The sequence below is a fragment of the Pseudarthrobacter sp. 902506025 genome, from assembly GCF_040702325.1.
Classification (GTDB): Bacteria; Actinomycetota; Actinomycetes; order Actinomycetales; family Micrococcaceae; genus Arthrobacter.
In genome coordinates this window covers 15,674-41,642 of the sequence record NZ_JBFBKW010000003.1, presented here as the reverse complement: position 1 = coordinate 41,642, position 25,969 = coordinate 15,674, and the positions used below count along the sequence as shown (strand labels likewise).

Annotated in this window: 24 protein-coding genes; 23 read left to right on the top strand and 1 reads right to left on the bottom strand. The window is 65.3% G+C overall.

From position 1 onward, the window contains the following. The first annotated feature begins 2 nt into the window (after positions 1-2). The 9 genes from lysA (at position 3) to AB0280_RS07400 (ending at position 11,118) form a co-directional block, all read left to right on the top strand. Positions 3-1,475 carry a diaminopimelate decarboxylase gene (gene lysA, locus AB0280_RS07440; protein ID WP_366366701.1) on the top strand — a complete coding sequence of 491 codons (1,473 nt, stop codon included), beginning with the start codon at positions 3-5 and terminating at the stop codon, positions 1,473-1,475. Next, entirely contained in the window at positions 1,476-2,792 is a 1,317-nt protein-coding gene (locus AB0280_RS07435; RefSeq protein WP_224026472.1) for a homoserine dehydrogenase, read from the top strand. Continuing rightward, positions 2,793-3,899, top strand: coding sequence for a threonine synthase (gene thrC, locus AB0280_RS07430; protein ID WP_224026471.1), 1,107 nt, complete (start codon positions 2,793-2,795; stop codon positions 3,897-3,899). Positions 3,900-3,901: 2 nt separating this feature from the next. Continuing rightward, positions 3,902-4,876 (top strand): homoserine kinase, encoded by a 975-nt coding sequence (thrB, locus tag AB0280_RS07425; protein WP_224026470.1) that lies wholly within the window; start codon positions 3,902-3,904, stop codon positions 4,874-4,876. A 292-nt stretch (positions 4,877-5,168) separates the two neighbouring features. Next, positions 5,169-7,307: a transcription termination factor Rho gene (gene rho / locus AB0280_RS07420; RefSeq protein ID WP_307488500.1), complete on the top strand. Its 2,139-nt coding sequence runs from the start codon at positions 5,169-5,171 to the stop codon at positions 7,305-7,307. Positions 7,308-7,552: 245 nt separating this feature from the next. Continuing rightward, positions 7,553-8,626: a peptide chain release factor 1 gene (gene prfA, locus AB0280_RS07415; RefSeq protein WP_159631638.1), complete on the top strand. Its 1,074-nt coding sequence runs from the start codon at positions 7,553-7,555 to the stop codon at positions 8,624-8,626. A gap of 16 nt (positions 8,627-8,642) precedes the next feature. Then, positions 8,643-9,548 carry a peptide chain release factor N(5)-glutamine methyltransferase gene (gene prmC, locus AB0280_RS07410; RefSeq protein WP_366366698.1) on the top strand — a complete coding sequence of 302 codons (906 nt, stop codon included), beginning with the start codon at positions 8,643-8,645 and terminating at the stop codon, positions 9,546-9,548. Then, complete coding sequence (locus tag AB0280_RS07405; protein ID WP_159631640.1) at positions 9,545-10,351, top strand: L-threonylcarbamoyladenylate synthase; 807 nt, start codon at positions 9,545-9,547, stop codon at positions 10,349-10,351. The genes prmC and AB0280_RS07405 overlap by 4 nt, the downstream gene beginning before the upstream one ends. Beyond that, the gene (locus AB0280_RS07400) at positions 10,351-11,118 is read left to right on the top strand and encodes a WecB/TagA/CpsF family glycosyltransferase (protein ID WP_275181264.1); all 768 of its coding nucleotides are present in this window, start codon (positions 10,351-10,353) and stop codon (positions 11,116-11,118) included. The genes AB0280_RS07405 and AB0280_RS07400 overlap by 1 nt, the downstream gene beginning before the upstream one ends. Before the next feature lie 46 nt (positions 11,119-11,164). Here AB0280_RS07400 and AB0280_RS07395 read toward each other — a convergent pair whose 3' ends face one another. Continuing rightward, positions 11,165-12,061, bottom strand: coding sequence for a glycosyltransferase (locus AB0280_RS07395; protein ID WP_159631642.1), 897 nt, complete (start codon positions 12,059-12,061; stop codon positions 11,165-11,167). A 289-nt stretch (positions 12,062-12,350) separates the two neighbouring features. Here AB0280_RS07395 and AB0280_RS07390 point away from each other — a divergent pair, with 289 nt between their 5' ends. The 14 genes from AB0280_RS07390 (at position 12,351) to AB0280_RS07325 (ending at position 25,890) form a co-directional block, all read left to right on the top strand. After that, positions 12,351-13,463, top strand: a complete 1,113-nt coding sequence (locus tag AB0280_RS07390; protein ID WP_159631643.1) for an MraY family glycosyltransferase — start codon at positions 12,351-12,353, stop codon at positions 13,461-13,463. Positions 13,464-13,575: 112 nt separating this feature from the next. After that, complete coding sequence (locus tag AB0280_RS07385; RefSeq protein WP_159631644.1) at positions 13,576-14,058, top strand: hypothetical protein; 483 nt, start codon at positions 13,576-13,578, stop codon at positions 14,056-14,058. Then, the gene (locus AB0280_RS07380) at positions 14,051-14,389 is read left to right on the top strand and encodes an AtpZ/AtpI family protein (protein ID WP_275181266.1); all 339 of its coding nucleotides are present in this window, start codon (positions 14,051-14,053) and stop codon (positions 14,387-14,389) included. The genes AB0280_RS07385 and AB0280_RS07380 overlap by 8 nt, the downstream gene beginning before the upstream one ends. A gap of 81 nt (positions 14,390-14,470) precedes the next feature. Beyond that, positions 14,471-15,271 carry a F0F1 ATP synthase subunit A gene (gene atpB, locus AB0280_RS07375; RefSeq protein WP_159631646.1) on the top strand — a complete coding sequence of 267 codons (801 nt, stop codon included), beginning with the start codon at positions 14,471-14,473 and terminating at the stop codon, positions 15,269-15,271. Between the two features lie 110 nt (positions 15,272-15,381). Next, positions 15,382-15,600, top strand: a complete 219-nt coding sequence (gene atpE, locus AB0280_RS07370) for an ATP synthase F0 subunit C (RefSeq protein WP_003804776.1) — start codon at positions 15,382-15,384, stop codon at positions 15,598-15,600. A 54-nt stretch (positions 15,601-15,654) separates the two neighbouring features. Further along, entirely contained in the window at positions 15,655-16,206 is a 552-nt protein-coding gene (locus tag AB0280_RS07365; protein ID WP_159631647.1) for a F0F1 ATP synthase subunit B, read from the top strand. Next, the gene (locus AB0280_RS07360; protein WP_364397816.1) at positions 16,206-17,033 is read left to right on the top strand and encodes a F0F1 ATP synthase subunit delta; all 828 of its coding nucleotides are present in this window, start codon (positions 16,206-16,208) and stop codon (positions 17,031-17,033) included. The genes AB0280_RS07365 and AB0280_RS07360 overlap by 1 nt, the downstream gene beginning before the upstream one ends. Before the next feature lie 78 nt (positions 17,034-17,111). Beyond that, positions 17,112-18,749: a F0F1 ATP synthase subunit alpha gene (gene atpA / locus AB0280_RS07355; protein ID WP_366366693.1), complete on the top strand. Its 1,638-nt coding sequence runs from the start codon at positions 17,112-17,114 to the stop codon at positions 18,747-18,749. Positions 18,750-18,821: 72 nt separating this feature from the next. Further along, a complete protein-coding gene (locus tag AB0280_RS07350) occupies positions 18,822-19,712 on the top strand; it encodes a F0F1 ATP synthase subunit gamma (protein WP_159631649.1) in 891 nt (296 codons plus the stop codon). 82 nt (positions 19,713-19,794) lie between these two features. Then, positions 19,795-21,249 carry a F0F1 ATP synthase subunit beta gene (gene atpD, locus AB0280_RS07345; RefSeq protein ID WP_159631650.1) on the top strand — a complete coding sequence of 485 codons (1,455 nt, stop codon included), beginning with the start codon at positions 19,795-19,797 and terminating at the stop codon, positions 21,247-21,249. Between the two features lies 1 nt (position 21,250). Beyond that, the gene (locus AB0280_RS07340) at positions 21,251-21,535 is read left to right on the top strand and encodes a F0F1 ATP synthase subunit epsilon (RefSeq protein ID WP_018760117.1); all 285 of its coding nucleotides are present in this window, start codon (positions 21,251-21,253) and stop codon (positions 21,533-21,535) included. Positions 21,536-21,545: 10 nt separating this feature from the next. Then, the gene (locus tag AB0280_RS07335; protein WP_159631651.1) at positions 21,546-21,977 is read left to right on the top strand and encodes a DUF2550 domain-containing protein; all 432 of its coding nucleotides are present in this window, start codon (positions 21,546-21,548) and stop codon (positions 21,975-21,977) included. Positions 21,978-21,982: 5 nt separating this feature from the next. Further along, positions 21,983-23,311: an alpha/beta hydrolase-fold protein gene (locus AB0280_RS07330; RefSeq protein ID WP_159631652.1), complete on the top strand. Its 1,329-nt coding sequence runs from the start codon at positions 21,983-21,985 to the stop codon at positions 23,309-23,311. Then, entirely contained in the window at positions 23,293-25,890 is a 2,598-nt protein-coding gene (locus AB0280_RS07325; protein WP_425328588.1) for a phosphatidylglycerol lysyltransferase domain-containing protein, read from the top strand. The genes AB0280_RS07330 and AB0280_RS07325 overlap by 19 nt, the downstream gene beginning before the upstream one ends. Positions 25,891-25,969: the final 79 nt, after the last annotated feature.

Genomic DNA, 25,969 nt, shown 5'->3' with positions numbered 1-25,969 from the left:
CCATGACGCACACAGCAGCACAGGGCTCTCCGCTTGCCCCGGAGTGGCTTGCCGTTCCGGATGACCTCAATGCCCTCCACGAACCGATGTGGGCCGGCGACGCAGCGCGCAACGCCGACGGTGAACTCGCCATTGGCGGCATCCCCGTCAGCGAGTTGCAGCGGCAATACGGGACCCCGCTGTTCGTGATGAGCGAGAACGACTTCCGTGCCCGGGCCAGGGCATTCAGCGACGCGTTCAACAACGCCTTCGCGGATATCTGCGGGGGAGTGGATGTCTACTACGCCGGCAAGTCGTTCCTCTGCACCGCGGTGGTCCGCTGGGTGGAGGAAGAGGGGCTGCGGCTGGACACGGCCTCGGGCGGGGAACTCGCCGTGGCCTACCGGGCCGGAATTCCCGGGGCGGACGTCGCCCTGCACGGCAACAACAAGTCCGACGGCGAGATCCACAGGGCGCTTGACATGGGCCTGGGGCGGATCGTGGTGGACAGCCTCGATGAGCTCGTGCGCGTCGGTGCGATCGCGCAGGGGCGCGGGGAGCAGGCGAAGGTCATGCTGCGGCTCACCCCCGGCGTGCATGCCCACACGCACGAATTCATTGCCACCGCCCACGAGGACCAGAAGTTCGGCCTGTCCATGGCCGCCGACACCACCGATGAAGCGGGGATCTCCGCTGCCGAGGAAGCGGTGGCCGCTGCATCAGCGCATCCCGGTATCGAGTTGCTGGGCCTGCACTGCCACATTGGCTCCCAGATCTTCGAGCCGGACGGCTTTGCGCTGGCCGCCGAGAAGCTGCTGCGCTTCCTGGCCGCCATGCAGGAAAAGTACTCCATCACACTGCCGGAACTGGACCTTGGCGGCGGCTACGGGATCGCCTACACGCCGGTGGACACCCCGCGCCCTGCCGCGGAGATCGCCAACGCGATGGCCGCCGTTGTGCGTTCCACCTGCGCCGAACTGGGCATCGACGCGCCGCGCATCTCCATTGAACCGGGACGCGCGATCGTTGGCAGCACTACCTTCACCCTGTATGAAGTGGGCACGCTGAAGACGGTCCGCGTGGACGCACCCGGTACGTCCGGTGACGGTGACGCGGGCAACAACGTTACGTATCCCCGCCGGTATGTTTCGGTGGACGGCGGCATGAGCGACAACGCCCGCCCGGTGCTGTACGACGCGGATTATTCGGCAGTCCTGGCCTCCCGCACCTCCAGCGCCGCCCCGCAGCTGTCCCGCGTAGTGGGCAAACATTGCGAGAGCGGCGACATAGTTGTTAGAGATGTATATCTGCCCGAGGACGTGGCAGCCGGTGATCTGCTTGCTGTACCGGGAACCGGCGCCTACTGCTGGGCCCTCTCGAGCAACTACAACTATCTGGCCCGGCCGGGCGTTGTCGCGGTGCGCGACGGATCTTCCCGGCTGATTGTCCGCGGGGAAACCGAAGAAGATCTGCTGAACCGCGACATGGGAGCCTGAATGACGGAAATGCGAACGCTGAAAGTAGCCCTGCTGGGCTGTGGCAACGTTGGAGCCCAGGTTGCGCGGATCCTCATTGAGGACGCCGACGCCCTCGCTGCCCGCACCGGTGCCCGCCTGCAGCTCAGCGGCATCGCCGTGCGCAACGTCAACGCTGCCCGCGACGTGGACCTGCCGCAGGAGCTCTTCACCACCGACGCCGAAACCCTCGTCAAGGACGCGGACCTGGTGATCGAACTGATGGGCGGCATCGAGCCGGCCCGCACCCTGATCCTCTCCGCGCTGCGCAACGGCGCCTGCGTTGTCACCGGCAACAAGGCACTCCTGGCCCAGGACGGCCCCACCCTCTACGAAGAGGCGGACAAGGCGGGCGTCCAGCTGTCCTACGAGGCCGCGGTGGCCGGCGCCATCCCGATCCTGCGCCCCATCCGCGACAGCCTCTCGGGCGACCGCATCACCCGGGTGCTGGGCATCGTCAACGGCACCACCAACTTCATCCTTGACCAGATGGACACCACCGGCGCCCAGTTCGCCGATGCCCTCGCCGAAGCCCAGCGCCTTGGCTACGCGGAAGCGGACCCCACTGCCGACGTCGAAGGCCACGACGCCGCGGCGAAAGCCGCCATCCTCGCGTCACTGTCCTTCCACACCCGCTTTGCGCTGGACGATGTCCACTGCGAGGGAATCACGTCCGTCAGTGCTTCGGACATCGCCGCCGCAAAGGACGCCGGCTTCGTCATCAAGCTGCTGGCCATCGCGGAGAAACTGACCGACGCCGACGGCAAGGAAGGCGTGTCCGTCCGCGTGCACCCCACCCTGCTGCCGCGCGAACACCCGCTGGCCGCCGTCCGCGGTGCCTTCAACGCGGTATTCATCGAGGCCGAAAACGCCGGAGAGCTGATGTTCTACGGCCAGGGCGCCGGGGGCACCCCGACGGCATCCGCTGTCCTGGGCGACCTCGTGTCAGCAGCCAGGCGCCTGGTCCTGGGCGGTCCCGGCCGCACCGAAACCACCACGGGCCACGTTCCCGCGCTGCCCATCGACGCGGCCACCACGAGTTACTACATTGGTCTGGACGTCGCCGACCAGCCCGGCGTCCTGGCAAAGATCGCCCAGCTCTTCGCCGAGCACGGCGTCTCCATCGAAATCATGCGGCAGACCATCCACCGCGATTCAGCTTCCAACGTGGAGTCGGCCGAACTGCGGATCGTCACCCACCGTGCGTCAGAGGCTGCCCTTGCAGCCACCGTCGAGGCCGTGAAGAGCCTGGACGTCATCAATTCAGTTACATCCGTTTTGCGGGTAGAAGGAGTCTAAGTGGCTCACCAATGGCGCGGTGTCATCCGCGAATACGCTGACCGTCTGCCCGTGACGGAGTCCACCAGGGTCATCACCCTGGGCGAGGGCGGCACCCCGCTGGTGCACGCGCAGAAGCTCTCCGAACTCACCGGTTCCGAGGTCTACCTCAAGGTGGAAGGCATGAACCCCACCGGCTCCTTCAAGGACCGTGGCATGACCATGGCGATGACGGCAGCAGTTGCCTCCGGCGCGAAGGCCGTTGTGTGCGCTTCCACCGGCAACACGTCCGCCTCTGCTGCTGCCTACGCCACGGCCGCCGGCCTCAAGTGCGCGGTGCTGGTGCCCGAAGGCAAGATCTCCATGGGCAAGCTCAGCCAGGCGATCGCCCACGGGGCCACCCTGCTCCAGGTCGACGGCAACTTCGACAACTGCCTGGACATCGCCCGCAAGCTGGGGGAGTCCTACCCCGTCTTCCTGGTGAACTCGGTAAATCCCGCCCGCATCCAGGGCCAGAAGACCGGCGCCTTCGAAGTGGTCGATTCCCTGGGCGACGCACCGGACATCCACGTTCTGCCCGTGGGCAACGCCGGCAACATCACGGCCTACTGGAAGGGCTACAAAGAGTACTCCGCTCCCTTCGAATCGGAGACGGCCGGCACCCTTCCCGCCGTATCCACCAGGACACCTGCCATGTGGGGCTTCCAGGCCGCCGGTGCCGCCCCCTTCGTCGCAGGCCACCCCATCACGGAACCGGACACCATCGCCACCGCCATCCGCATTGGAAACCCGGCGTCCTGGGACGGTGCCGTCGGCGCCCGTGACGAATCCGGCGGGCTCATCGAGGCCGTCACCGATGAGGAGATCCTGAACGCCCACCGCTGGCTGTCGTCCAAGGAAGGCGTCTTCGTGGAGCCCGGTTCCGCCGCAGGCGTGGCCGGACTGCTCAAGAAGCACGCCGCCGGCGAGGTCCCCAGCGGAAAAACCATCGTCATCACCGTCACAGGCCACGGACTCAAGGATCCCCAGTGGGCCCTGCGCACCGAGGACGGCAGCGATGTCCAGCCGGTCAAGGTCCCCAACGACGTCGTCACCGTAGCCGCTGAGCTGGGACTGGAAGAAAAATAACCTTGGACACCACCTCGCAGGCCGCCGTCGGACTGCAACTGATTGAGCCGGGCCAGCGTGTCACCGTCCGCGTCCCCGCCACCACGGCCAACCTTGGTCCCGGCTACGACAGCCTGGGGCTTGCCCTGGCCCTGCACGACACCCTGACCGTGGAAAGCCTGGACACGGACGAACTCGTCTTTGACCTGCGCGGCGAAGGGGCGGAAACCCTTCCCCGGGATGCCAGCCACCTGGTGATCCGGGCCATGGATGCGGCCTTTGAACGGCTGGGATTCCGCCACGGCGGCCTGAAGGTGACTGCCGAAAACGTCAACCCGCACGGCAGGGGACTGGGCTCGTCCGCCTCGGCGGTCGTGGCGGCTGTGTCTGCCGCCAATGCCATGGTTCCAGGGGAAAACCAGCGCGGCCGCGACTGGATCCTGCAGCTCACCAGCGAAATGGAAGGCCACCCGGACAACGTCGCACCCGCGATTTTCGGCGGACTGGCGCTGTCATGGCAGGACAGTGAGCAGTACAGCAGCACCACTGCCACCGTGACCGGTTCGATCATCCCCATCGTGGCGGTACCCGACTTCGAACTGTCCACCGAAGCCGCCCGCGCCCTGCTGCCCGCATCAGTGGGACACCATGCGGCGGCCATGAATTCGGGCCGTGCGGCGCTGCTGATCCATGCATTGACGCAAAAGCCTGAGTTTCTCCTGCCGGGCACCGAGGACTACCTGCACCAGAGCTACCGGGCGGAAGCCATGCGGCCCAGCGCGGCGCTCATCGGCGCCCTCCGTAAAGCAGGCTACGCAGCAGTGGTTTCCGGCGCCGGGCCAACCGTCCTGGTGCTGGCCAATGGCGAAGCGCAGGCCAGTGATGCACTGGCCTTCATTGAGGCCTTTACATCGGAGAACACGCCGGACATTGGCTGGCGCGTGCTGAAGCTCGCAGTGGACGTTGAAGGTGCTAAGGTGGACGTGCACCGGCGGTAATTCCGCCTATCTGATCTGCTCCTGCATTCAGTTGCTGTTTGATCTACCACTGTGAATGTATTCCGGTGCCACCTGCTTGGTCTGTCGCAGGAATCTGCAGCATCCAACTGCCCCTGAAGCGTCAGTCAGGCGTTGCGCCGTGGGCGCAGCGCAAGGTGAATCAGTATCCGGCCCTGCTGGCCGAAATCCAACCGGCAAGGCTGAAATCCGGCTGCAGATCTGAACTGCAGCCCAGATCAAATCATCGCGTCCAGCTCCCAGTCTGGACGCCGTCGAGGGGGAAGGATCCTTCGTGACCGAAACCACTGAGCTGTCGCCAGCTGTGGAACACACAACTTCTGCTGCCGAATCATCGGCCGCACCCGCCAAGAGCAGTGGCCTCGCCGGCCTGAAGCTCGCCCAGCTGCAGGCCCTCGCCAGCCAGCTCGGTATCTCCGGCGGCTCCCGCATGCGCAAGGGGGACCTGGTTTCGGCCATCTCCGCCCACCGCGCAGGGACCCTGACCGTCAAGACTCCTGCGAAGGCAACGGAAAAGGCTCCGGAAAGCAGCGTGGCTCCTGCCGCGGCCGCTCCGGAGGCCGCTGCCGCGGAAGCTCCTGCCGCTGAAGGCACCCGTGCCCGCGGCCGCGGCCGCAGCCGCCGTGCTGTCAGTGACGGCGTGGTTGCCCCGGCAACCGAAGCTCCCGTCGTGGAAACCGCTGCCGCACCTGCCGCTGCAGCCGTCGAGGCGCCGTCGGCCGCCCCCGCGGAAACCACCGAGGCAACGGAAGGCGCCCCCGAGCGCCGCCAGCCGCGCACCCGCAACCGCCGCCGCGGCGAAGCCGCTGCCGCCTCCGTCCAGGAAGCCCCGGTGGAAACCCCGGCAGAGCAGCCGGCCGCGGAACAGCGTGCAGGCGAACAGCGGGCAGGTGAACAGCGCACCGAAACCCCCGCAGAAGCAGGGGACGCCGGCCAGCGCACCGAACGCCGTGACGGCGGCCGCACCCGCGGCCGTGACAACACCCGCGATTCCGATGGCGGCCGCGACAATGCCGGCAGCCGCGAAGCCGGCCAGCGCGATGGCGGCCGGGACAACCGCGACAACGACGACGCCGACGGCGGAAGCCGCCGCAACCGCCGTAACCGCCGCGACCGGAATGACCGCAACGACCGTTCCGGCGGCCAGGACCGGGACAACTCGCGCAACGACCGCTTCCGCGACCGCAACGACCGCCGCCGCGGCCGCAACCAGGGTCCGGACGTAGACGACGTCGAGGTTACCGACGACGACGTGCTGCTGCCGGTCGCCGGCATCCTCGACGTCCTGGAGAACTACGCGTTCATCCGCACCTCCGGCTACCTGCCCGGCCCCAACGACGTCTACGTCTCCCTGGCCCAGGTCAAGAAGTACAACCTGCGCAAGGGTGACGCCGTGGTAGGCGCAATCCGTGCACCGCGCGAAGGCGAAGACCGCAGCCAGCAGTCCAACCGCCAGAAGTTCAACGCCCTGGTCCGCGTCACGTCCGTTAACGGCAAGACGCCGGAAGAACTCAAGGACCGCGTCGAATTCGCCAAGCTGGTTCCGCTGTACCCGTCGGAGCGCCTGCGCCTCGAGACCGATCCCAAGAAGATCGGCCCCCGCGTCATCGACCTCGTCGCCCCGATCGGCAAGGGCCAGCGTGGCCTGATCGTCTCCCCGCCCAAGGCCGGCAAGACGCTCATCCTGCAGTCCATCGCCAACGCGATCACCACCAACAACCCTGAGGTCCACCTCATGATGGTGCTGGTTGACGAACGGCCCGAAGAAGTCACGGACATGCAGCGCACCGTCAAGGGTGAGGTCATTGCCTCCACCTTCGACCGTCCCGCAGACGACCACACCACCGTGGCCGAACTGTCCATCGAACGCGCCAAGCGCCTCGTGGAAATGGGCATGGACGTGGTGGTCCTGCTGGACTCCATGACCCGCCTGGGCCGTGCCTACAACCTGGCAGCACCGGCCTCCGGCCGCATCCTGTCCGGTGGTGTGGACTCCGCAGCCCTCTACCCGCCCAAGCGCTTCTTCGGTGCCGCCCGCAACATCGAAAACGGCGGCTCGCTCACCATCCTGGCCACCGCCCTCGTTGAGACCGGCTCCAAGATGGACGAGGTCATCTTCGAAGAGTTCAAGGGCACCGGCAACATGGAACTACGCCTGTCCCGCCAGCTGGCAGACAAGCGCATCTTCCCGGCCGTGGATGTCAACGCATCCGGTACCCGCCGCGAAGAGAACCTGCTCTCGCCCGAAGAAGTCAAGATCATGTGGAAGCTGCGCCGCGTCCTCTCCGGACTCGAGACCCAGCAGAGCCTTGAACTGCTCACCAACAAGATCCGGGAAACCCAGAGCAACGTCGAGTTCCTCATGCAGGTCCAGAAGACGACGCTTGGTGCGAAGTCGGATAACGACAAGTAGCTGAGTAAAGGGGCGGGGTGCCGGAAAATCCCGCGGCTTGGGGGCCGCGCGGATTTTCCGCCCCCGCCCCTTCGCGTGGCGGCTCAGTCCTGACGGACGTGAGCCGCCACGCTCCGGCAGGCCCGATGCCACTCCCGGGGCGGAAAATCCACGCGGCCGGCGCCAGCTCACCGGGTGCCCCGCATGCTTTGGGGTTGGATTCCTGTGCCTGACTAAACTAGGTGCAGAACGAAAGGTTTTGAAAAATGTTTGAGTCCGTACAGGGCCTGCTTGATGAGCATGACTCCATCCAGGCGCAGCTGGGGGATCCTGCTGTTTATGCTGACCAGCGGCTTGCCCGGAAGCTGGGGCGGCGGTCGGCTCAGCTCAATGGCATTGTTGAGGCCTACCACAAGTGGGAAGGCATCCGGGATGACCTTGCTGCCGCCAAGGAGATGGCTGCCGAGGATCCCGAGTTCGCTGCCGAGGTGCCTGAACTCGAGGCCGCGCTGGAGACTGCTGCCGCCAAGCTGCGGCGCCTGCTGATTCCGCGCGATCCGGACGACGCCCGCAACGTGATCCTCGAGGTCAAGGGCGGCGAAGGTGGCGACGAGGCTGCCCTGTTCGCCGGCGACCTGCTGCGCATGTACACCCGCTACGCGGAGTCCCGCGGCTGGAAGACCGAAATCATCTCCGCCACGGAGTCGGACCTGGGCGGCTACAAGGACGTCCAGGTGGCCGTCAAAGGCAACTCGAACGACCCCGCTGAGGGCGTCTACGCCCGGCTCAAGTTCGAAGGCGGCGTGCACCGCGTCCAGCGCGTGCCTGTGACCGAGTCCCAGGGACGCATCCACACCTCCGCTGCCGGCGTGCTGGTCCTGCCCGAAGTGGACGAGCCGGAAGAGCTCGAGATCAACCAGAACGACCTCAAAATCGACGTATACCGGTCCTCGGGCCCGGGTGGCCAGTCCGTGAACACCACGGACTCCGCTGTGCGCATCACGCACCTTCCCACCGGCATTGTGGTGGCCATGCAGAACGAGAAATCCCAGCTGCAGAACCGTGAGGCCGGCATGCGCGTCCTCCGTGCCCGCATCCTGGCGCACCAGCAGGAGCAGATCGACGCCGCCAACTCGGAACAGCGCAAGTCGCAGATCCGCACCATGGACCGCTCCGAGCGCATCCGCACGTACAACTATCCGGAAAACCGGATCGCCGACCACCGCACCGGCTACAAGGCCTACAACCTGGACCAGGTCATGAACGGCGACCTGGAACCGGTCATCCAGTCGGCGATCGAAATGGACGAGCAGGCGCGGCTGGACGCCATCGGCGACTGATCGGAAGCTGCCACCCATGACCGAGCCCACCTCCGCGGTGCCTGCCCAGACCCAGACACTGGCTGCAGCTGTCCGTGAGGCTGCCGCACTGCTGGCTGAGGCCGGGGTCCCCAGCCCCCGCGCCGACGCGGAGCTCCTGGCGGACCACCTCCTGAACGTCGGGCTGGGACGCCTGCGCTCCCTGATGCTTGGCGACACTCCCGCACCGCAGGGGTATGCCGAGCTGGTGGCCGAACGTGCGCGCCGGATCCCGCTGCAGCACATCACCGGAGTGGCATATTTCCGCTACCTGGAGTTGGCGGTGGGGCCGGGGGTTTTCATTCCGCGTCCGGAGACCGAATCGGTGGTCCAGCTGGCCATCGACCATGTCCGCGGCATGGACAGTCCCCGCATCGTGGACCTTGGGACGGGGTCCGGCGCCATCGCCGGTTCGCTCGCCTCCGAGCTTCCCGGATCCGAGGTGCACGCTGTCGAATTCAGCCCGTTCGCGCACGCCTGGGCGGCGAAGAACCTGGCGCCCCTGGGCGTCAACCTTGTCCTGGGGGACCTGCGCGACGCCTTCATGGAGCTCAACGGAAGCGTCGACGTCGTGGTTTCCAACCCTCCGTACATCCCCGCCGAAGCCATCCCCAACGAACCCGAAGTAGCCCTGCACGATCCGCCGGAGGCTTTGTACGGCGGGGGAGCGGACGGCATGGAACTTCCGACGGCGGCAGCGGCCTCCGCTGCCCGGCTGCTGCGGCCGGGGGGCTACTTCGTCATGGAACACGCAGAAGTCCAGGCCGGCTGGATTGCCGCCATGCTCGCAAAGACCGGAACCTGGACAGCCATCACAACGCACCTGGACCTCAACGGCAAGGAGCGCGCCACCAGCGCCGTGCTCGTGGAGGACTCCGCACGGAATGAAAGAATGGGCCAGTGACCACAACTTATGACTGCACCATCGACGACGAGCGGGCCCGGGGGCTGGAACATGCCCAGCGCGCCATCAGTGAAAAGAAGTGCGTCGTGCTCCCCACGGACACCGTCTACGGGATCGGCGCGGACGCGTTCTCGCCGCAGGCCGTCACCATGCTGCTGGTATCCAAGGGACGCAGCCGCACCATGCCGCCGCCCGTCCTGATTCCGCGGATCAACGCCCTGGACGGCCTGGCCACCGAGGTCTCGGCCGACGCACGGAAACTCGCCGAGGCCTTCTGGCCCGGAGGCCTGACGCTGATCCTGCACGCACAGCCGTCCCTGGACTGGGACCTGGGCGAAACCAAGGGGACCGTGGCCCTCCGGATGCCTGCCGACGAGGTGGCCCTGGAACTGCTGACCTTGACCGGCCCGCTTGCCGTGTCCTCGGCAAACCGCACCGGCCACGCACCGGCCCAGACTGCTGCTGCCGCCCGGGAACAGCTTGCTGATTCCGTCGAGGTGTACCTGGAGGGCGGCCAGCGCCCCGTAGAGGGCGAGGCCGGCGTGCCGTCCACCATTGTGGATGCCACCGGCCCCATCCTGCGCGTGGTGCGCAACGGGGCAGTGAGCCTGGACCAGCTCCGCGGGCACGTCCCGGGCGTCCTGGGCCTGGGAGAGATCCCCATGGCAGAAGAGGAAGCCGGCCAGTCAAGCGCAGCCGGCGTACAGGACGACGGCGGGGCCGCACCTGAGGCGCCCGGGTCGTCCGCCGTGACCGGCCCGGCCACGGAATCCGCCACGCCGGCCGGGAACCAGCAGCCTTGATGGCGCTGGACCGCCAGCAGATCCCTGTCCTGGACGTCCACGCCACGCCGCTGCGCGTCCCCGAACTGGTGGCGGAACTGAGCAGCTTCGTGGCGGATGGCGCTACCCGTACCGTCCTGGGCCACAACCTGCACAGCGTGACGCTGGCGTTGTCCGACGACGGATTCCGGCGCCTCTATGAGGACAGCGACGTCGTGCTCCTGGACGGGGCACCCGTGCTGTGGCTGTGGGGGAGGACCGGCAACGCCGAAGGCCCCGTCATGGATTACCGGCTGGGTTCAACGGACTGGCTGCCGGCGCTGGACCAGGTGCGCGGCCTTGACCGGATTGCCGTGATCGGTGCCGGTGCGGAAGCGAACGCCGGGGCAGTCAGCAGGCTGAAGGACATCGTTCCGGGCGCCCGCGTCTCAGGCTTTCCCGGTGAAGGATGGGGTCCTGAGCTGGAGGAGGCAGCCGTTGCCTGGCTGCACCGTGAACAGCCGCAGCTTGTCCTGCTTGGCCTGGGCATGCCGCTCCAGGAGGAAGTGCTGCAGCGGCGGCTGGCTGAGATGCCGCCTGCCGTGTACTGCGCCGTGGGCGGCGCCATCGAGCAGTTGGCGGGCGTCCAGAAGCTGGCCCCCCGGTGGCTGGGCAGGATGGGCCTGGAGTGGGCCTGGCGCCTGCTCCTGCATCCCCGCCGAGTGGCCTACCGCGTGCTGGGGGAGCCCTGGGTCCTGCTGTGGCTCCTGGCCGCCCGGAGGCTCGGAAAACCGGGGCTGGCCAAATAGCCGGGGCCGTACGCAGCGGAGCGCGGCAAACGGCGGCAGGGCCCGCCTAGAACTTCTGGTCCTCCAACGGAGCAAAGCCCTTGCCCCGCAGGCCGGTGGTGAACGAACGTGCCCACCCCAGGAAGCCCGGAAGGTCGCGGCGCTGCAGGAAGTAACCTAGATACCCGCCGACGTCGGCCACGAACGAGCGCACCCGGAAGTAGCGGCGGATCAGGTAGCCCCGGTTCCGGTAATAGTAGAAGCGCTTGAAGGCGGAGTCCGGGACGATTACGTGCCAGCGGGCGCCGTAGACGTGCTGCGTTTCGCCAAAGGCGTGCGGGTGCGTAATGGCCGTGGTGGTGACGGTGCCAAAGCGGATCCCGGCCTTGCGCAGCCGGATGGTGAAATCAACTTCATCGCCCCGGATGAACAGGCGCATGTCCGGCAGGCCCACCTTGAAGAACACGTCGGAGCGGATCAGCGCACCGTTGAAGAAATGGCCATCGTCCGGCAGGAAGCCACGTTTCTCCACCTCGGCCCTGTCGTGCGTGACCTTGCCGTCCAGCCGGAAGAAGAAGGACAACCGGTCGGGATGGCCGGGCGCCGTGACCAAAGGGACCACCGCCTCCAGGTCGCGTGCCTCAGCCTCACGAAGCAGCGTGGCGAGGCATTCCGGATCTGCCGGCTCGGCGTCGTCGTCCATCATCCAGATCCAGCGGGCACCGCTGGCGACGGCCTTCAGCGCGGCAAGCGCAAACCCGCCGGCGCCGCCCAGGTTCGCTTCGGAGCGCACATAGTCCACGTTGGGGTGCGCCGCTGCCACATCCGCGGCCGGGGTGGTGCCGCTGTCCACCAGGCAAATCGTGTCTACGTGCCGGCTCTGGGCGTTGATCGAATCCAGCAGGACGGACAGTTCCTTGGGCCGGTCGAAAGTCACGGCGGCAACCGCAATGCGGGGGGTCATGGGGGTCCTTTCAGCATGGCTGCAAGGGAGTTCCCCGCCTGTTGTGCGCCCGTGTGGCGCGGAGCCATGGTGCCGGTGGCACTAGTATCTTTGACTAGAGTCCACTGTAATACAGCCCTGTAAGGCGCTGCGCGCATGTCTGAGCGCACCGCCTGCTGCGCGCTCGGCGACGGAGAAGTTTCATTTATCGAAGAACAGATTCCCGGCCCGTGAGCCCACACACCCCCAACCGGCTGCCACCGCAGGCGAGCGGTTTTGGCGCCACCATCCTTGAAGCGGTTGCCGTCCCATGATCATGTACCTGCTTATGGGGCTCACCGCCGCCATCGTCTCCTACGCGGCCACCTGGGGCGCCCGCGTGGTGGGGCACCGGCTTGAGCTGCACCTGCCCATCCGCAGCCGGGACATGCATTCCACTCCGGTGTCCAGGCTGGGCGGGGTGGCAATCTTCCTGGGCGTCATGGTGGCGCTGGTCGTTGCCAGCCAGTCCTTCTTCGTCAAGGACATTTACCGCAACAACTTTTCACCGTGGGGTGTCCTGGCAGGAGCAGCTGTCATCGTCCTGGTGGGCGTGGCGGACGACCTGCTGGACATCCGCTGGTGGGTGAAGCTGATCGGCCAGAGCGCGGCCGGACTGACCGTGGCCATCTGGGGTGTGCAGATGACCATCGTCCCCTGGGTACCTGAACCCATCTACCTCCACGACGGAACACTGCGGATAGTGCTGACGGCCGGACTGATCGTCACCACCATGAACGCCTTCAACTTCATTGACGGACTGGACGGCCTCGCCGCGGGAGTGGCCATAATCGGCGGCACGGCGTTCTTCATTACCGCCTACTGGGTCCACCGCAACGCGGTACTGCTGGATTATTCGGACCTGGCAACGCTCATAACGGCCGTACTGGTGGGCGGGTGCCTTGGGTTCCTCCCGCACAACTTCTTTCCCTCGAAGATCTTCATGGGCGACTCCGGCGCCATGCTGATCGGGCTCCTCATGGCCTCGGCCGGCGTCGTGTCCACGGGGCAGATCACCTCGGGCCTCTACGACCGCGCCAACGGTATCTCCACCATCATTCCCATCCTGCTTCCCTTCGCCGTCCTCTTCCTGCCGCTGCTGGACCTCGGGCTGGCGGTCGTCCGGCGGACGGCACGCGGGCGTTCGCCCTGGTCGGCGGACCGCGGACACCTGCATCACAAATTGCTGGACATCGGCTATTCGCACCGTACCGCCGTGGTCCTGATGTACCTGTGGACCGCCGTGCTCTCCTTCGGCGGCCTGGCGTTTGCTGTCTTCCCCTGGCACATCGTGCTCGCCGTGGACATCTTCGCTACGCTGGTCATGGGGCTGGTGACAGCGTGGCCGTACCTGTCCCGCGGCAACGGGGAAACTGCGGCGTAACGGCAGTTCTGAATTATTTCTATCTCGTGTAGAATTTAGGGGCCAGCCCAAGCTGCCACTCCACCCCCTGCCTCCTGGCGATCCGCCATGTGGTGACGACGATTGGGATCTCATGACCTCCAACGCCGAGTCCGGACCTGCCTCCGGCAATGGACCCGTTGGTACGTCTGGTCCCACCCGTTCGCTCTGGCTGAACCTGCTCAAGCGCAGCTCTATTGCTGCGGCTGCCGGACTTGTGCTGTGCGCAATCCCGGCCGCCGTCCTCAACGGGGCAACCGGGGCGCTCTCCAGCGTCCTGGGCGGCCTGCTGGTGATGCTGTTCTTCGGCATCAGCCTGCTGGTGGGCCACTTCGTGGGACGAAGCAACCCATCGGGTGCAATCGGAATGTTCGTCGCCACCTACTTCATCAAAGTGGTTGGCTTTGCCGTCGTCCTGTTCGTCATCGGTGCTCCTGAATGGCTCCACGGCCGCTGGTTCATCATCGGCGCCATCGTGGCCGTCATCCTGTGGCAGGCCGCCGAGATCCATGGCTTCAGCAGGGCGCGACTCCAGATCTACAACGATCCAGAAGACAAGGGAGCATCCAATGCGTGATCGGAAAAAAGCCGCAGGCGCCGCACACGGCAAACGCGGATCAACCGACTCCACGCAGGGTCCTGCCGACGTGTCCACCGATGGCGGCTACAACGCTGGAATGGCTGTATTCAGCTACATCATTGGCGGAATCATCGTCTGGAGTTTGATAGGGTGGGGACTGGATTATCTGTGGGGAACGCGCTGGATTGTGCTCGCAGGCGCTCTGCTTGGAGCCGTCGGAGGTTTCTACCTTTCCCACATGCACGGCCTCACCAGTTCCCGAAAAATTGCTGATGGGCGCCATGCTCCCAGCGCACCGTCCCAGGACGGAAAAGATAATGCCAAATAATTTCACAGGGGGAACAGCAGGCTGTCAGGCTGCCGGACCCCGCCCAACGCCCAATGATGGACACTGCAGAGAGGAAACGCGTTGATCGCGCTTGCGCTCCCGGCCCAAGATTCAGGAGAGTTTACTCCTCCTGGTATTAACGAAATGCATTTGCCGGCAATCCTGCCGTGGGGTGCCGCAGAAGGATTCTCCAAGCAGATGCTGCTGGTCCTCCTCTCTGTCGTCTTTATCGCCGTCTTCTTCGTGCTCGCCGCACGCAAGCAGCAGCTGGTACCCGGCAAGCTCCAGTTCGCCGGCGAAGCCGCTTACGGCTTCGTCCGCAACGGCATTGCCAAGGACATCATCGGCGGCAGGGACTTCATCAAGTACGTCCCCCTGCTGTTCAGCCTGTTCTTCTTCATCCTGGTCAACAACATCTACGGCGCCATCCCGGTGTTCCAGCTCCCCACGTTCTCGCACGTGGGTGGAGCGTATGTGCTGGCCGGCCTGGTGTACGTCACCTGGATCGCCATCGGCGTCAAGAAGAATGGCCTGCGCTACTTCAAGCTTGCAACGGTCCCCTCGGGCGTGCCGTGGTACATCCTGCCGATCGTCATCCCGATCGAAATCATCTCCAACTTCGTTGTCCGGCCCGTCACGCACAGCCTCCGTCTGTTCGCGACCATGCTCGCCGGCCACCTGATCGTGATGATCGCCGGTTCCGGCATCGAGTACCTCATCATGCAGGAGAACGTGCTGCTGAAGGGAACCTCGATCCTGGTTCTCGCCGGTGCCATCGCCATGTACATGCTTGAAGCCCTGATCATGGTCCTGCAGGCCTATGTCTTTACGCTGCTGACCGCGATCTACATCGAAGGCGCACTGCACGCCGACAGCCACTAGGCACGCCGGCCGGGGCAACACGCACCGGCGGCACACCACAGTCTTCCCCTAGCGGGGATGAAGCAACCCAAACAACCTGCCACATAAGTGGCATCTTGAAAGGAAAAAAAATGGAAGGCTCCATCAACGGCTCCCTCAACCTCATCGGCTATGGCCTCTCGGCTATCGGCGGTGGTATCGGTGTGGGTCTCGTGTTCGCTGCCTACATCAACGGCGTTGCACGCCAGCCGGAAGCCCAGCGCGTCCTGCAGCCGATCGCATTCCTTGGCCTGGCCCTGACCGAAGCACTCGCCATCCTGGGCCTGGTCTTCGCCTTCGTTCTCAAGTAAACCCTTCAGAACTTAGCGAACATTCAGAACCGAGTAGATAAGGACGGGTGAAATATGCATCAGCTGATCATCTCAGCCGCCGCTGAAGGCGACGTCAACCCCCTTGTTCCCAATGGCTGGGAAATGCTGGTTGTCTTCGTGGGCTTTGCCATCCTCTTCTTCATCGTGGTCAAGTTTGTTGTCCCGATGTTCGAGAAGACCTTTGCAGAGCGTGCCGAGGCCATCGAAGGCGGTATCGCCAAGGCTGAAAAGGCCCAGGCTGAGGCGTCTGCTGCACTCGAAGAGTACAAGCAGCAGCTGACCGACGCCCGCACCGAAGCCAACCGCATCCGTGAGGAAGCCCGCGCCGAAGGTGCCCAGATCCTCGCGGATCTCAAGGAGAAGGCGGCAGCAGAGTCTGCCCGCATCACCGCACAGGCCCACGTACAGATCGAATCCGAGCGCCAGGCGGCCGTTGTGTCCCTGCGCTCTGAGGTAGGCACCCTGGCCACCACCCTTGCCGGCCGCATCGTGGGCGAGTCCCTCGACGACGACGCACGCGCAGCACGGGTAGTGGACCGTTTCCTGGCAGATCTGGAGTCCCAGAACGCAGGTGCAGCTAAGTAATGGCAGGCGTATCGAGCGAATCGCTGGCAACAGCCCTTGCCGGTTTGGAAGCGAAGCTTCCCACGGCGTCGCTGCAGCTGGCAAAGGAACTCTTCGGAATTCTGGGAATGGTGGACAGCTCGGCTGGCTTGCGCCGTGCCCTGACTGACCCCTCCCGCAGCGGTGACGAAAAGTCGGCGCTGGTGCGGCAGCTGGTTGGCGGAAAAGTCTCCGCTGATGCTGCTGAGATCGCGTCCGGACTGGCCAGCTCACGCTGGGCATCGGCGCGTGACATCGGCGATGCACTCGAGACTCTTGCCGCAACGGTGGTCATTTCCGTTGCTGAAAACAAGTCGGCCGTTTCTGCCTCCGGAATCACTGGCCTGGAAGAGCTGGAAAATGATCTGTTTTCCTTCAACCAGGCTGTTGCCTCCAGCCACGAGGTACAACGTGCTCTGTCCGAACCGCAGGCATCGGGCGCAGCTAAGGCTGGCCTTGCCGAGAAGCTGGTACCCGGCGTCAGTGAGGAAGCCAAAGTCCTCATCACGCAGGCTGTCAGCGAGCCACGCGGGATCAAGCCCACCCGGCTTGTGGAACGGTTCGCCGAACTGGCGGCCAAGCGGCAGCAGCGCTGGATTGCAACGGTCAGCGTAACCCGGCCCTTGTCGCAGACGCAGCTGGCACGCCTCCAGGCGGGCCTGAATGCGCTGTACGGGCGGGAACTGAAGGTCAACATCAACGTTGACCCCTCGCTTATTGGCGGAATCCGAGTCCAGGTGGGGGACGAAGTGCTTGACGCTTCGGTTCTCTCCCGGCTGGGCGAACTGCAACGCCAGCTGGCCGGCTAGCCGGACAAGCACAACCAAACTGATAGAAAACCCGGTCACCGTTTGCGGTGATCACAAACAGGAGAGCAGGGACTGCAGATGGCCGAATTGACCATCAACGCCGACGACGTCCGTAATGCGTTGAACGAGTTCGCGGCGTCCTACGAACCCGGAAACGCAGAGCGCGTAGAGGTTGGCCGTGTAACGACCGCAGGTGACGGCATCGCCCGTGTTGAGGGCCTTCCCTCGGTCATGGCGAACGAGCTTCTTCGCTTCGAAGACGGCACGCTGGGCCTGGCCCAGAACCTTGACGTCCGCGAGATCGGTGTCATTATCCTCGGTGACTTCCAGGGCATCGAGGAAGGCCAGGAAGTGCACCGCACCGGGCAGGTTTTGTCCGTTCCGGTTGGCGACGCCTTCCTCGGCCGCGTGGTTGACCCCTTGGGCCAGCCCATGGACGACCTGGGCGAGATCAAGGCTGAGACCACCCGTGCCCTGGAACTCCAGGCGCCCGGCGTGACCCAGCGCAAGTCGGTCCACGAACCGATGCAGACCGGCCTGAAGGCCATCGACGCGATGATCCCGATCGGCCGCGGCCAGCGCCAGCTGATCATCGGCGACCGCCAGACCGGCAAGTCCGCCATTGCGATCGACACCATCATCAACCAGAAGGCCAACTGGGCTTCGGGAGATGTCACCAAGCAGGTCCGCTGCATCTACGTCGCCATTGGCCAGAAGGCGTCCACCATCGCCGCCATCCGCCAGACCCTCGAGGACAACGGCGCGCTTGAGTACACCACCATTGTGGCCTCTCCCGCGTCCGACCCCGCAGGCTTCAAGTACCTGGCACCGTACGCGGGCTCGGCCATTGGCCAGCACTGGATGTACGGCGGCAAGCACGTCCTGATCGTGTTTGATGACCTGTCCAAGCAGGCCGAGGCATACCGCGCCGTGTCGCTGCTCCTCCGCCGCCCGCCGGGACGCGAAGCCTACCCGGGCGACGTGTTCTACCTGCACTCCCGCCTGCTGGAGCGTTGTGCAAAGCTCTCCGACGAGCTCGGTGCCGGCTCCATGACGGGCCTGCCGCTGATCGAGACCAAGGCGAACGACGTGTCCGCCTACATCCCGACCAACGTCATCTCCATCACCGACGGCCAGATCTTCCTGCAGTCGGACCTCTTCAACGCCAACCAGCGCCCCGCTGTTGACGTGGGTGTCTCGGTGTCCCGCGTTGGCGGTGCCGCCCAGGTGAAGTCCATGAAGAAGGTCTCCGGTACCTTGAAGCTGGACCTCGCCCAGTACCGCGACATGCAGGCGTTCGCGATGTTCGCATCCGACCTGGACGCAGCGTCCCGCCAGCAGCTGACCCGCGGTGCACGCCTGATGGAACTGCTCAAGCAGGGCCAGTACTCGCCGTTCCCGGTCGAGGACCAGGTTGTCTCCATCTGGGCCGGCACCAATGGCTACCTGGATGACGTTCCCGTCGAGGACATCAGCCGCTTTGAGGCCGAGTTCCTGGAGCACCTGCGCCACAAGTCCTCGATCCTGACCACGCTGGCCCAGACCAACGTGCTGGACGATGACACCGTTGCCGCTCTGAAGTCCTCGATTTTGGACTTCAAGAAGGGCTTCTTCGGCGAGGGTGACAACCACCTGGTAGGCGCCGGCCACGAGGAGCATGACGCTATCTCCGAGGGCGAAGTCGACCAGGAAAAGATCGTCAAGCAGAAGCGCTAGTTCCGCATGGCCGGGTGTGCCGGGCCCCAGGGTCCGGCACACCCGGCTACGGAATGTTAGGAAAGGATAAGTATGGGAGCCCAGATCCGGGTCTACCGCCAGAAGATCAGCTCGACCACGTCGATGCGCAAGATCTTCAAGGCGATGGAACTGATCGCTACCTCGCGCATCGGGAAGGCCCGTGCGCGCGTAGCAGCTTCACTGCCTTACGCGAACGCGATCACGCGCGCCGTTTCTGCCGTCGCCAGCCAAAGCGAAATCGACCACCCGCTGACCACTGAGCCGGAGCAGATCCGCCGTGCCGCCGTCCTGGTAATCACCTCGGACCGTGGCCTCGCAGGATCCTACTCGGCCAGCGTGCTCAAGCAGGCGGAAGGTCTCTTCGAGCTGCTCCACGACGAAGGCAAGGAAGTCAAGACCTACCTCGTGGGCCGCAAGGCCCAGGCGTACTTCGAATTCCGGAACCGCGAGTACACGCGGGTCTGGACCGGAGGAACCGACGCTCCAGAGTTCGGCACCGCCCGTGAAATCGGCGAAGCGCTGCTGGCAGATTTCGCCACTGACTTCGAAGAGGGCGGCGTGGACGAAATCCACGTTGTCTACACCCGCTTCAAGTCCATGGTTACCCAGGAGCCGACGGTCATCCGTCTGCTCCCGCTGGAAGTAGTGGAAGAACAGGCTGCTTCCGAGTCGGAGCTCCTGCCGCTGTACGAGTTCGAGCCGGAAACCGAGCGTGTCCTTGACGCCCTGCTGCCGCGCTACATCGAATCGCGGATTTTCGCAGCCATGTTGCAGGCGGCAGCTTCCGAGCTTGCGGCCCGCCAGCGGGCGATGAAGTCCGCAGGCGACAACGCAACGGACCTGATCAAGAAGTACACGCGACTGCGCAACACGGCCCGCCAGGCCGAAATCACGCAGGAGCTCTCCGAGATTGTCGCAGGTGCCGACGCTCTCGCGTCGTAGCCTCCCGACCCTCGGTTCCGCGGAACCAGCACCACCACAGATAGACTTAACCCCACGCCATCTACTGAATGAAGTGAGAGAGATGACTGCCACTGCTACCGAACACGTAGCCGCAACGTCCGGTGCAACCGGCCGTATTGCGCGCGTAATCGGCCCGGTTGTCGACGTCGAATTCCCGGCTGACGCAATCCCGTCGATCTATAACGCCCTTACCACCGAGATCACTCTCAACGGTGAGACCAAGACCATCACCTTCGAAGTTGCGCTGCACCTCGGCGACAACCTCATCCGCGCCATCTCGCTGCAGGCGACCGACGGCCTGGTCCGCGGCACCGGCGTCATTGACACCGGTGCCCCGATCTCCGTTCCCGTCGGCGACGGCGTCAAGGGCCACATCTTCAACGTGCTGGGCCAGCCCCTGGACGTTGCAGAGTCGGAACTGGAAGTCAGCGAACGCTGGCCCATCCACCGCAAGGCTCCCAGCTTCGCTTCGCTCGAAGGTTCCACCGAGATGCTGGAGACCGGCATCAAGGTCATCGACCTCCTCACCCCGTACATCAAGGGTGGAAAGATCGGCCTGTTCGGCGGCGCCGGCGTGGGGAAGACCGTTCTGATCCAGGAAATGATCACCCGTGTTGCCCGCAACTTCGGTGGTACTTCGGTGTTCGCCGGTGTTGGCGAGCGTACCCGTGAGGGCAACGACCTCTGGGTGGAAATGGAAGAGGCAGGCGTCCTCAAGGACACCGCCCTTGTTTTCGGCCAGATGGATGAGCCGCCGGGAACGCGCCTGCGCGTGGCCCTGTCCGCGCTGACCATGGCGGAGTACTTCCGCGATGTGCAGAACCAGGACGTGCTGCTCTTCATCGACAACATCTTCCGCTTCACCCAGGCAGGCTCCGAGGTTTCCACCCTGCTGGGCCGCATGCCTTCGGCCGTGGGCTACCAGCCCAACCTGGCGGACGAGATGGGCCTCCTGCAGGAGCGCATCACCTCCACCAAGGGCCACTCCATCACCTCGATGCAGGCCATCTACGTTCCCGCAGATGACTACACCGACCCGGCTCCGGCCACGACCTTCGCACACCTCGACGCGACCACGGAACTGTCCCGTGAAATCGCCTCCCGTGGTCTGTACCCGGCCGTTGACCCGCTGACGTCGACTTCCCGCATCCTGGATCCCCAGTACATCGGCAAGGACCACTACAACACGGCTGTCCGTGTGAAGCAGATCCTGCAGAAGAACAAGGAACTCCAGGACATCATCGCCATCCTCGGTGTCGATGAACTTTCCGAGGAAGACAAGATCGTCGTGTCGCGTGCACGCCGCATCCAGCAGTTCCTGTCGCAGAACACCTACACCGCCAAGCAGTTCACCGGCGTCGAGGGCTCCACGGTTTCCATCAAGGACACCGTGGAAGGCTTCGCAGCCATCTGCGACGGCGAACTCGACCACATCGCAGAGCAGGCCTTCTTCAACGTTGGCGGCCTCGATGACGTTGAGCGTCAGTGGGCCAAGATCCAGGAACAGACCAAGTAATATGGCTGAGCTTGAGGTTGAGATTGTCGCAGCGGACCACTTTGTGTGGTCCGGAGCGGCCAAGATGGTCAAGGCCCGCACCAGCGATGGTGAAATCGGAATCCTGCCCGGCCACTCGCCCCTGCTGGCGATCCTGGCCGAGGGTGAACTGGCAATCCAGCCGGTATCCGGGGACCGTATTGCGGTAGATGTGGACGGTGGATTCTTCTCCGTCGACAACAACCGTGTGGTTATCGTTGCTGACAACGCCCAGCTGGGCGGCTCGGCTACCGCTGGGATCCGCTAGCACGACCTTGATGGACGCACCGGGTATTTCGTTCATCGCACTGGCAATCGCGTTCGGATTGCTGATCTTTGCACTGTGCCTTTCGGGGGTGCGCCGCTTCAACCTGCGGCGTGCCCTCGGCACGGTGGACGCCTCCATTTGCGTAGCTGGAAACAGCTGGCAGATGGGGGTTTGTCGTTATCAGGACAACGACCTTGAATGGTTCAGGCTCATCTCCCTGAGCGTCCGCCCCAAGTACACCTTCAAACGGAGCTCCCTGGAGCTCCTGGGGCGCAGGAAACCCACCGAAGCTGAAGCCGTCAAAGTCCAGCCGGACGTGGTGATCGTCGAACTCCGGTACGAGGGGCAGGACCTGCACTTCGCCATGAAATTCGACGCCTATACGGGTCTTTCCTCCTGGCTGGAAGCGGGTCCGGTCATCGGCGTGGGGACCTGGCGCTAGCCGGCGTGGACTGGTTTTCAGACATCCGGCTCACGGACGGTCCACTGTATGGAACCGTCCTGGTATTGGGAGTTGGCGGCGCAGCCTATCTCCTGGTGCCGCCCCGGCGTGCCTCCATGACGTCCGTGCACCGGGCCCGGACCTGGGCGCTGCGTATCCTCCTTGCTGCCGCCGCCGCGTTTGCGCTGGTGGCCACGGTGCACTGGGCCCTCATCAATGTCTTCACTGTCTTCCCGGAGGACCTGCCGGATCCCGTACTGCTGTGGCTGGTGCCCGGTGTGGCGGCGGTCCTCCTGGGCCTGCTCCGCCTGCCCAGGACGGGCTGGGGCGGACGCGGTGCCGGAATCCTCGCCATGCTGCTGGTGGTACTGCTCTCAGCAATCCAGATCAACGCCTACTTTGGCCTGAACAGGACGGTAAGCGACCTTTTGGGAACGGCACTGGCCCGGATACCGGTCCTCGAGCAGGACGTCATGCGGCACGCCGGCGAATCTGACGGTGTCCCGCTCCAGGGCTGGAAGCCCGAGGGCGAGTTGCCGGCCGGAGGCGAACTGCGGAAGTCCGCTATCCCGGGAACAGCCTCCGGGATGTCCACCCGGGATGCCTTCATCTACCTTCCCCCTGCCTATTTTGCTGCCAACAGGCCGGCGCTGCCTGTGCTGGTTCTGGTGGCCGGGCAGCCCGGCGGCCCGGCGGACTGGCTCACCGGCGGCGCAATCCGCGGCCATATGGATTCATTCGCCGCCGCACACGGCGGGGTGGCCCCGGTGGTGGTCATTCCGGACCCGAACGGGTCGCAGTCCGCAAACACCATGTGCATGGACAGCCGCATCGCCAAGGCAGACACCTACCTGTCCCAGGACGTGCCCCGCTGGATCAGTTCCACCCTGGCGGTGGACACCAACCACCGCCACTGGGCCGTGGGCGGGTTCTCCTTCGGCGGCACCTGCGCAGTGCAGATGGGAACACGGCATCCGGACATCTACGCGGACGTGCTGGCATTTTCCAGCGAGGCCGAACCCGCCATTGCCAAGGAACGGCAGAAGACCATCGACGCCGCCTTTCCTGGAAACCCCGAAGAATTCACCAAGCAGACTCCACTGGAGATCATGAAACACCAACGGTTCGAGTCCAGCGGCATGTACCTTACGGCAGGCCAAAACGATCCGGAGTTCGTGGGGAACCTCCGGACACTGGCCGCCGCGGCAGAGAACGCGGGCTTCACCGTCCAGGCACACGAGGTGGAACACACAGGTCACTCCTGGGATACCTCGTCCAAGCGCTTTGCGGACGCACTGCAGTTCCTGGGCAGCCAATGGGGCCTGCAGTGGTGAGCACACGGAAACCGGACCGTACCGTCGTCCTGATGTGGGCCGCCGTCGGGCGCCCTGCCGTCCGGCAGGCGCTGGGCACACTGAAATCGATGCCCTTCACACTTGGAGTGCTGGTCGCCTTCCTGGCTGCTGCCACACTGACAGGGAGCTTCCTTGATGGACCGCCGGAGCAACTCCTGGGACTGGCGTCCGTCAGCGGGCCCGGCCTGCGCGAGGGGCAGTGGTGGTCGCTGTTCACCAGCCTGTTCTTCGCCACCAACCCGCTGGCCTACCTCACCGCGTCGCTGATGATTGTCCTGCTGCTCGGACTCGCCGAGCGCAAGCTGGGCCGGCGCGCCGCCGTCGGACTCTTCTTTGGCGGCCAGTTTGCCGCCGTCACGGTGTTCCTCCTGGTCACCCAGCTGGCGGGGTACGTGGGGGACGGCTGGCTGGACAGGATGGTGGATGACAGCCTCATCGGGCCCTATGCGCCCGTCCTGACGGCGGGCCTTGCCGCCAGTGCGCGGATCACGCTGCTGTGGCAGCGCCGGCTCCGCACCGTGGTGCTGTCGATCTCGATCCTGCTGGTTCTCTACGTCGGTCACGCCGAGACCATCATTGGGCTCATCGGTGCCCTGCTTGGCCTCCTGGCAGGGTGGTGGATCCAGGGTGACCAGGGCCGGCTCCATCGCCACCGGTCCACCGGCCGCGAGACCAGGAACCTCCTGGCCCTCACCGTTGCCGTCTTTGCGGTGGGCCCCATCCTGACGGGAATCACGCGCGCGCCCACCGGCCCCCTCGCCCTGCTGCGGGACGTCGTGCTGAGTCCGATGCCCACGCTCAGCCAGCTCGTGTTCAACTGTGGCGCCACCGTTGATGCCTCCTGCCTGGAAACAGGCAGGGCAGGATTCGCCGGGCCGTTCGGCCTGGCGCTGGCAGTGGTGCCGGTCATCCTGCTGCTGATCTGCGCGGACGGCATGCGCCGGGGCCGCCGGCTGGCGCTCAACATCGCCTTGGCCATCCAGCTGGCTGTCACGGCGCTGGCGGCGGTCTACCTGGCCCTGTTCGCCCTGGTTCCCTCGCGCCTTCAGGGCACGCATGCCACGCCGCTGTCCTCGGCCTTCGCCCACGTGCTGCCACTCGTGGTTGTCCCCCTGCTGCTGGCGGTGGTCCTGTGGCTGAACCGCCGCCAGTTCCGCGTGCAGACCCGGCCGGGTGCCCGGCGCACCCTCGGGGCCGTGGTCTGCGGAACGTGGCTTGTCCTGGCCAGTTCCTACACCGTGGCCTGGTTCTCGTCCGGCGGCCTGGCCCGCGACGGCGGCCTGCTGGGCCTTTTCGCGGAGTTGGCCCGGCAGTATGTTCCGGTGCCCATACCCCAGCATTTCCGCCGGGTCTTCCCGGAACGGGACAGCGCCGAAGCCCTCCTGTTCGCCTACTCGGGGCCAATCTTCTGGCTCGTGGCCCTGGTGGCCGTGTGGTGGGTCCTCGTGGGCCGGCACCATGGCCTGAACTTCGGCCGGCAGGACCGGGACCGCGCCCGGCAACTGCTCCACCAGGGCGGCGGCCCGCTGTCCTGGATGGCGCTGTGGGAGCCCAACACTTACTGGTTCAGCCCGGACGGCGCCGGTGCCATGGCTTTCCAGCAGCACGGGACGGTGGCACTGACCCTGGGCGGCGCCTTTGGTGAGCGCAAGGCGGAGCAGCGCGTGACGGAGGGGTTCCTGGACTACTGCCGCAGCCAGGCGCTGATCCCCGCACTGTATTCCTGCGACGACACGCTGTGGCCGGCGCTCAGGGAACGGGGCTTCTCCCGGGTGGCGGTGGCGCAGGAGACGCGGCTGGCGCTGAACCAGCTGGAGTTCAAGGGAAAGGAATGGCAGAACGTCAGGACGGCCCTGAACCGCGCCGCCAAGCTGGGGGTGCACGCCGTCTGGGGCTCCTACCATTCGCTGCCGGCCGCACTCAGGTCGCGGTTGAACGAAGTGTCCGAGGAATGGGCGGCCGGTAAATCCGTTCCCGAAATGGGCTTCACGCTTGGGGGAGTGGACGAACTCGATGACGAGGAAGTCCTCTGCTGCCTGGCCGTGGACGGCAACGGTGCGGTCCACGGCGTGACCAGTTGGCTTCCGGTGTACGACGGCGGGCGGCTGGTCAGCCGGACGCTGGACGTCATGCGCAGGGGCAGTGAGGGCTTTCCCGGGGTCATGGAGTTCCTGATCGCTTCTGCCGTCCTTGAGCTGCGCGATTCAGTGGACATGATCTCGCTGTCAGGCTCGCCCCTGGCCAGCCGTCCGGAGGACGCAGCCCAGGGCGACGCAGCAGGGGACGCCGAAAGGGAGGAAGACGCAGCCGCCACCGATGAAGGCGCGCAGAACCTCGTGAGGATCCTGGACCTGGTGGGCCACGCGCTTGAGCCCGTCTATGGCTTCCGCTCCCTGGCAGCCTTCAAATCCCGGTTCAAGCCCGAGTACCGGGCGCTGTACCTGTACTACCAGGACCCGCTGCACCTGCCCGCCATCGGGAGGGCGCTGACGCGCGCCTACCTGCCGGGGCTTTCCCTTGCCCAGGGCGCCCGCCTGGTCCGCAAATTAGTAACCTGACACCGGCCATACGCCGCTCAACGATAAAGTCATATTTGCGGCGCATATTTTCAAAAACAAATGATCCCCGGGCAATTGC

What these genes read in the sequence shown, in the direction of transcription:
- AB0280_RS07380 (WP_275181266.1), top strand. Translation starts at nt 14,051, where the DNA reads ATGCGTGATCGGAAAAAAGCCGCAGGCGCCGCACACGGCAAACGCGGA.
- lysA (WP_366366701.1), top strand. Translation starts at nt 3, where the DNA reads ATGACGCACACAGCAGCACAGGGCTCTCCGCTTGCCCCGGAGTGGCTT.
- AB0280_RS07385 (WP_159631644.1), top strand. Translation starts at nt 13,576, where the DNA reads ATGACCTCCAACGCCGAGTCCGGACCTGCCTCCGGCAATGGACCCGTT.
- AB0280_RS07360 (WP_364397816.1), top strand. Translation starts at nt 16,206, where the DNA reads ATGGCAGGCGTATCGAGCGAATCGCTGGCAACAGCCCTTGCCGGTTTG.
- AB0280_RS07340 (WP_018760117.1), top strand. Translation starts at nt 21,251, where the DNA reads ATGGCTGAGCTTGAGGTTGAGATTGTCGCAGCGGACCACTTTGTGTGG.
- AB0280_RS07325 (WP_425328588.1), top strand. Translation starts at nt 23,293, where the DNA reads ATGGGGCCTGCAGTGGTGAGCACACGGAAACCGGACCGTACCGTCGTC.
- atpE (WP_003804776.1), top strand. Translation starts at nt 15,382, where the DNA reads ATGGAAGGCTCCATCAACGGCTCCCTCAACCTCATCGGCTATGGCCTC.
- prfA (WP_159631638.1), top strand. Translation starts at nt 7,553, where the DNA reads ATGTTTGAGTCCGTACAGGGCCTGCTTGATGAGCATGACTCCATCCAG.
- atpA (WP_366366693.1), top strand. Translation starts at nt 17,112, where the DNA reads ATGGCCGAATTGACCATCAACGCCGACGACGTCCGTAATGCGTTGAAC.
- AB0280_RS07350 (WP_159631649.1), top strand. Translation starts at nt 18,822, where the DNA reads ATGGGAGCCCAGATCCGGGTCTACCGCCAGAAGATCAGCTCGACCACG.
- atpD (WP_159631650.1), top strand. Translation starts at nt 19,795, where the DNA reads ATGACTGCCACTGCTACCGAACACGTAGCCGCAACGTCCGGTGCAACC.
- AB0280_RS07335 (WP_159631651.1), top strand. Translation starts at nt 21,546, where the DNA reads ATGGACGCACCGGGTATTTCGTTCATCGCACTGGCAATCGCGTTCGGA.
- AB0280_RS07390 (WP_159631643.1), top strand. Translation starts at nt 12,351, where the DNA reads ATGATCATGTACCTGCTTATGGGGCTCACCGCCGCCATCGTCTCCTAC.
- AB0280_RS07395 (WP_159631642.1), bottom strand. Translation starts at nt 12,061, where the DNA reads ATGACCCCCCGCATTGCGGTTGCCGCCGTGACTTTCGACCGGCCCAAG.
- prmC (WP_366366698.1), top strand. Translation starts at nt 8,643, where the DNA reads ATGACCGAGCCCACCTCCGCGGTGCCTGCCCAGACCCAGACACTGGCT.
- AB0280_RS07400 (WP_275181264.1), top strand. Translation starts at nt 10,351, where the DNA reads ATGGCGCTGGACCGCCAGCAGATCCCTGTCCTGGACGTCCACGCCACG.
- AB0280_RS07435 (WP_224026472.1), top strand. Translation starts at nt 1,476, where the DNA reads ATGACGGAAATGCGAACGCTGAAAGTAGCCCTGCTGGGCTGTGGCAAC.
- AB0280_RS07365 (WP_159631647.1), top strand. Translation starts at nt 15,655, where the DNA reads ATGCATCAGCTGATCATCTCAGCCGCCGCTGAAGGCGACGTCAACCCC.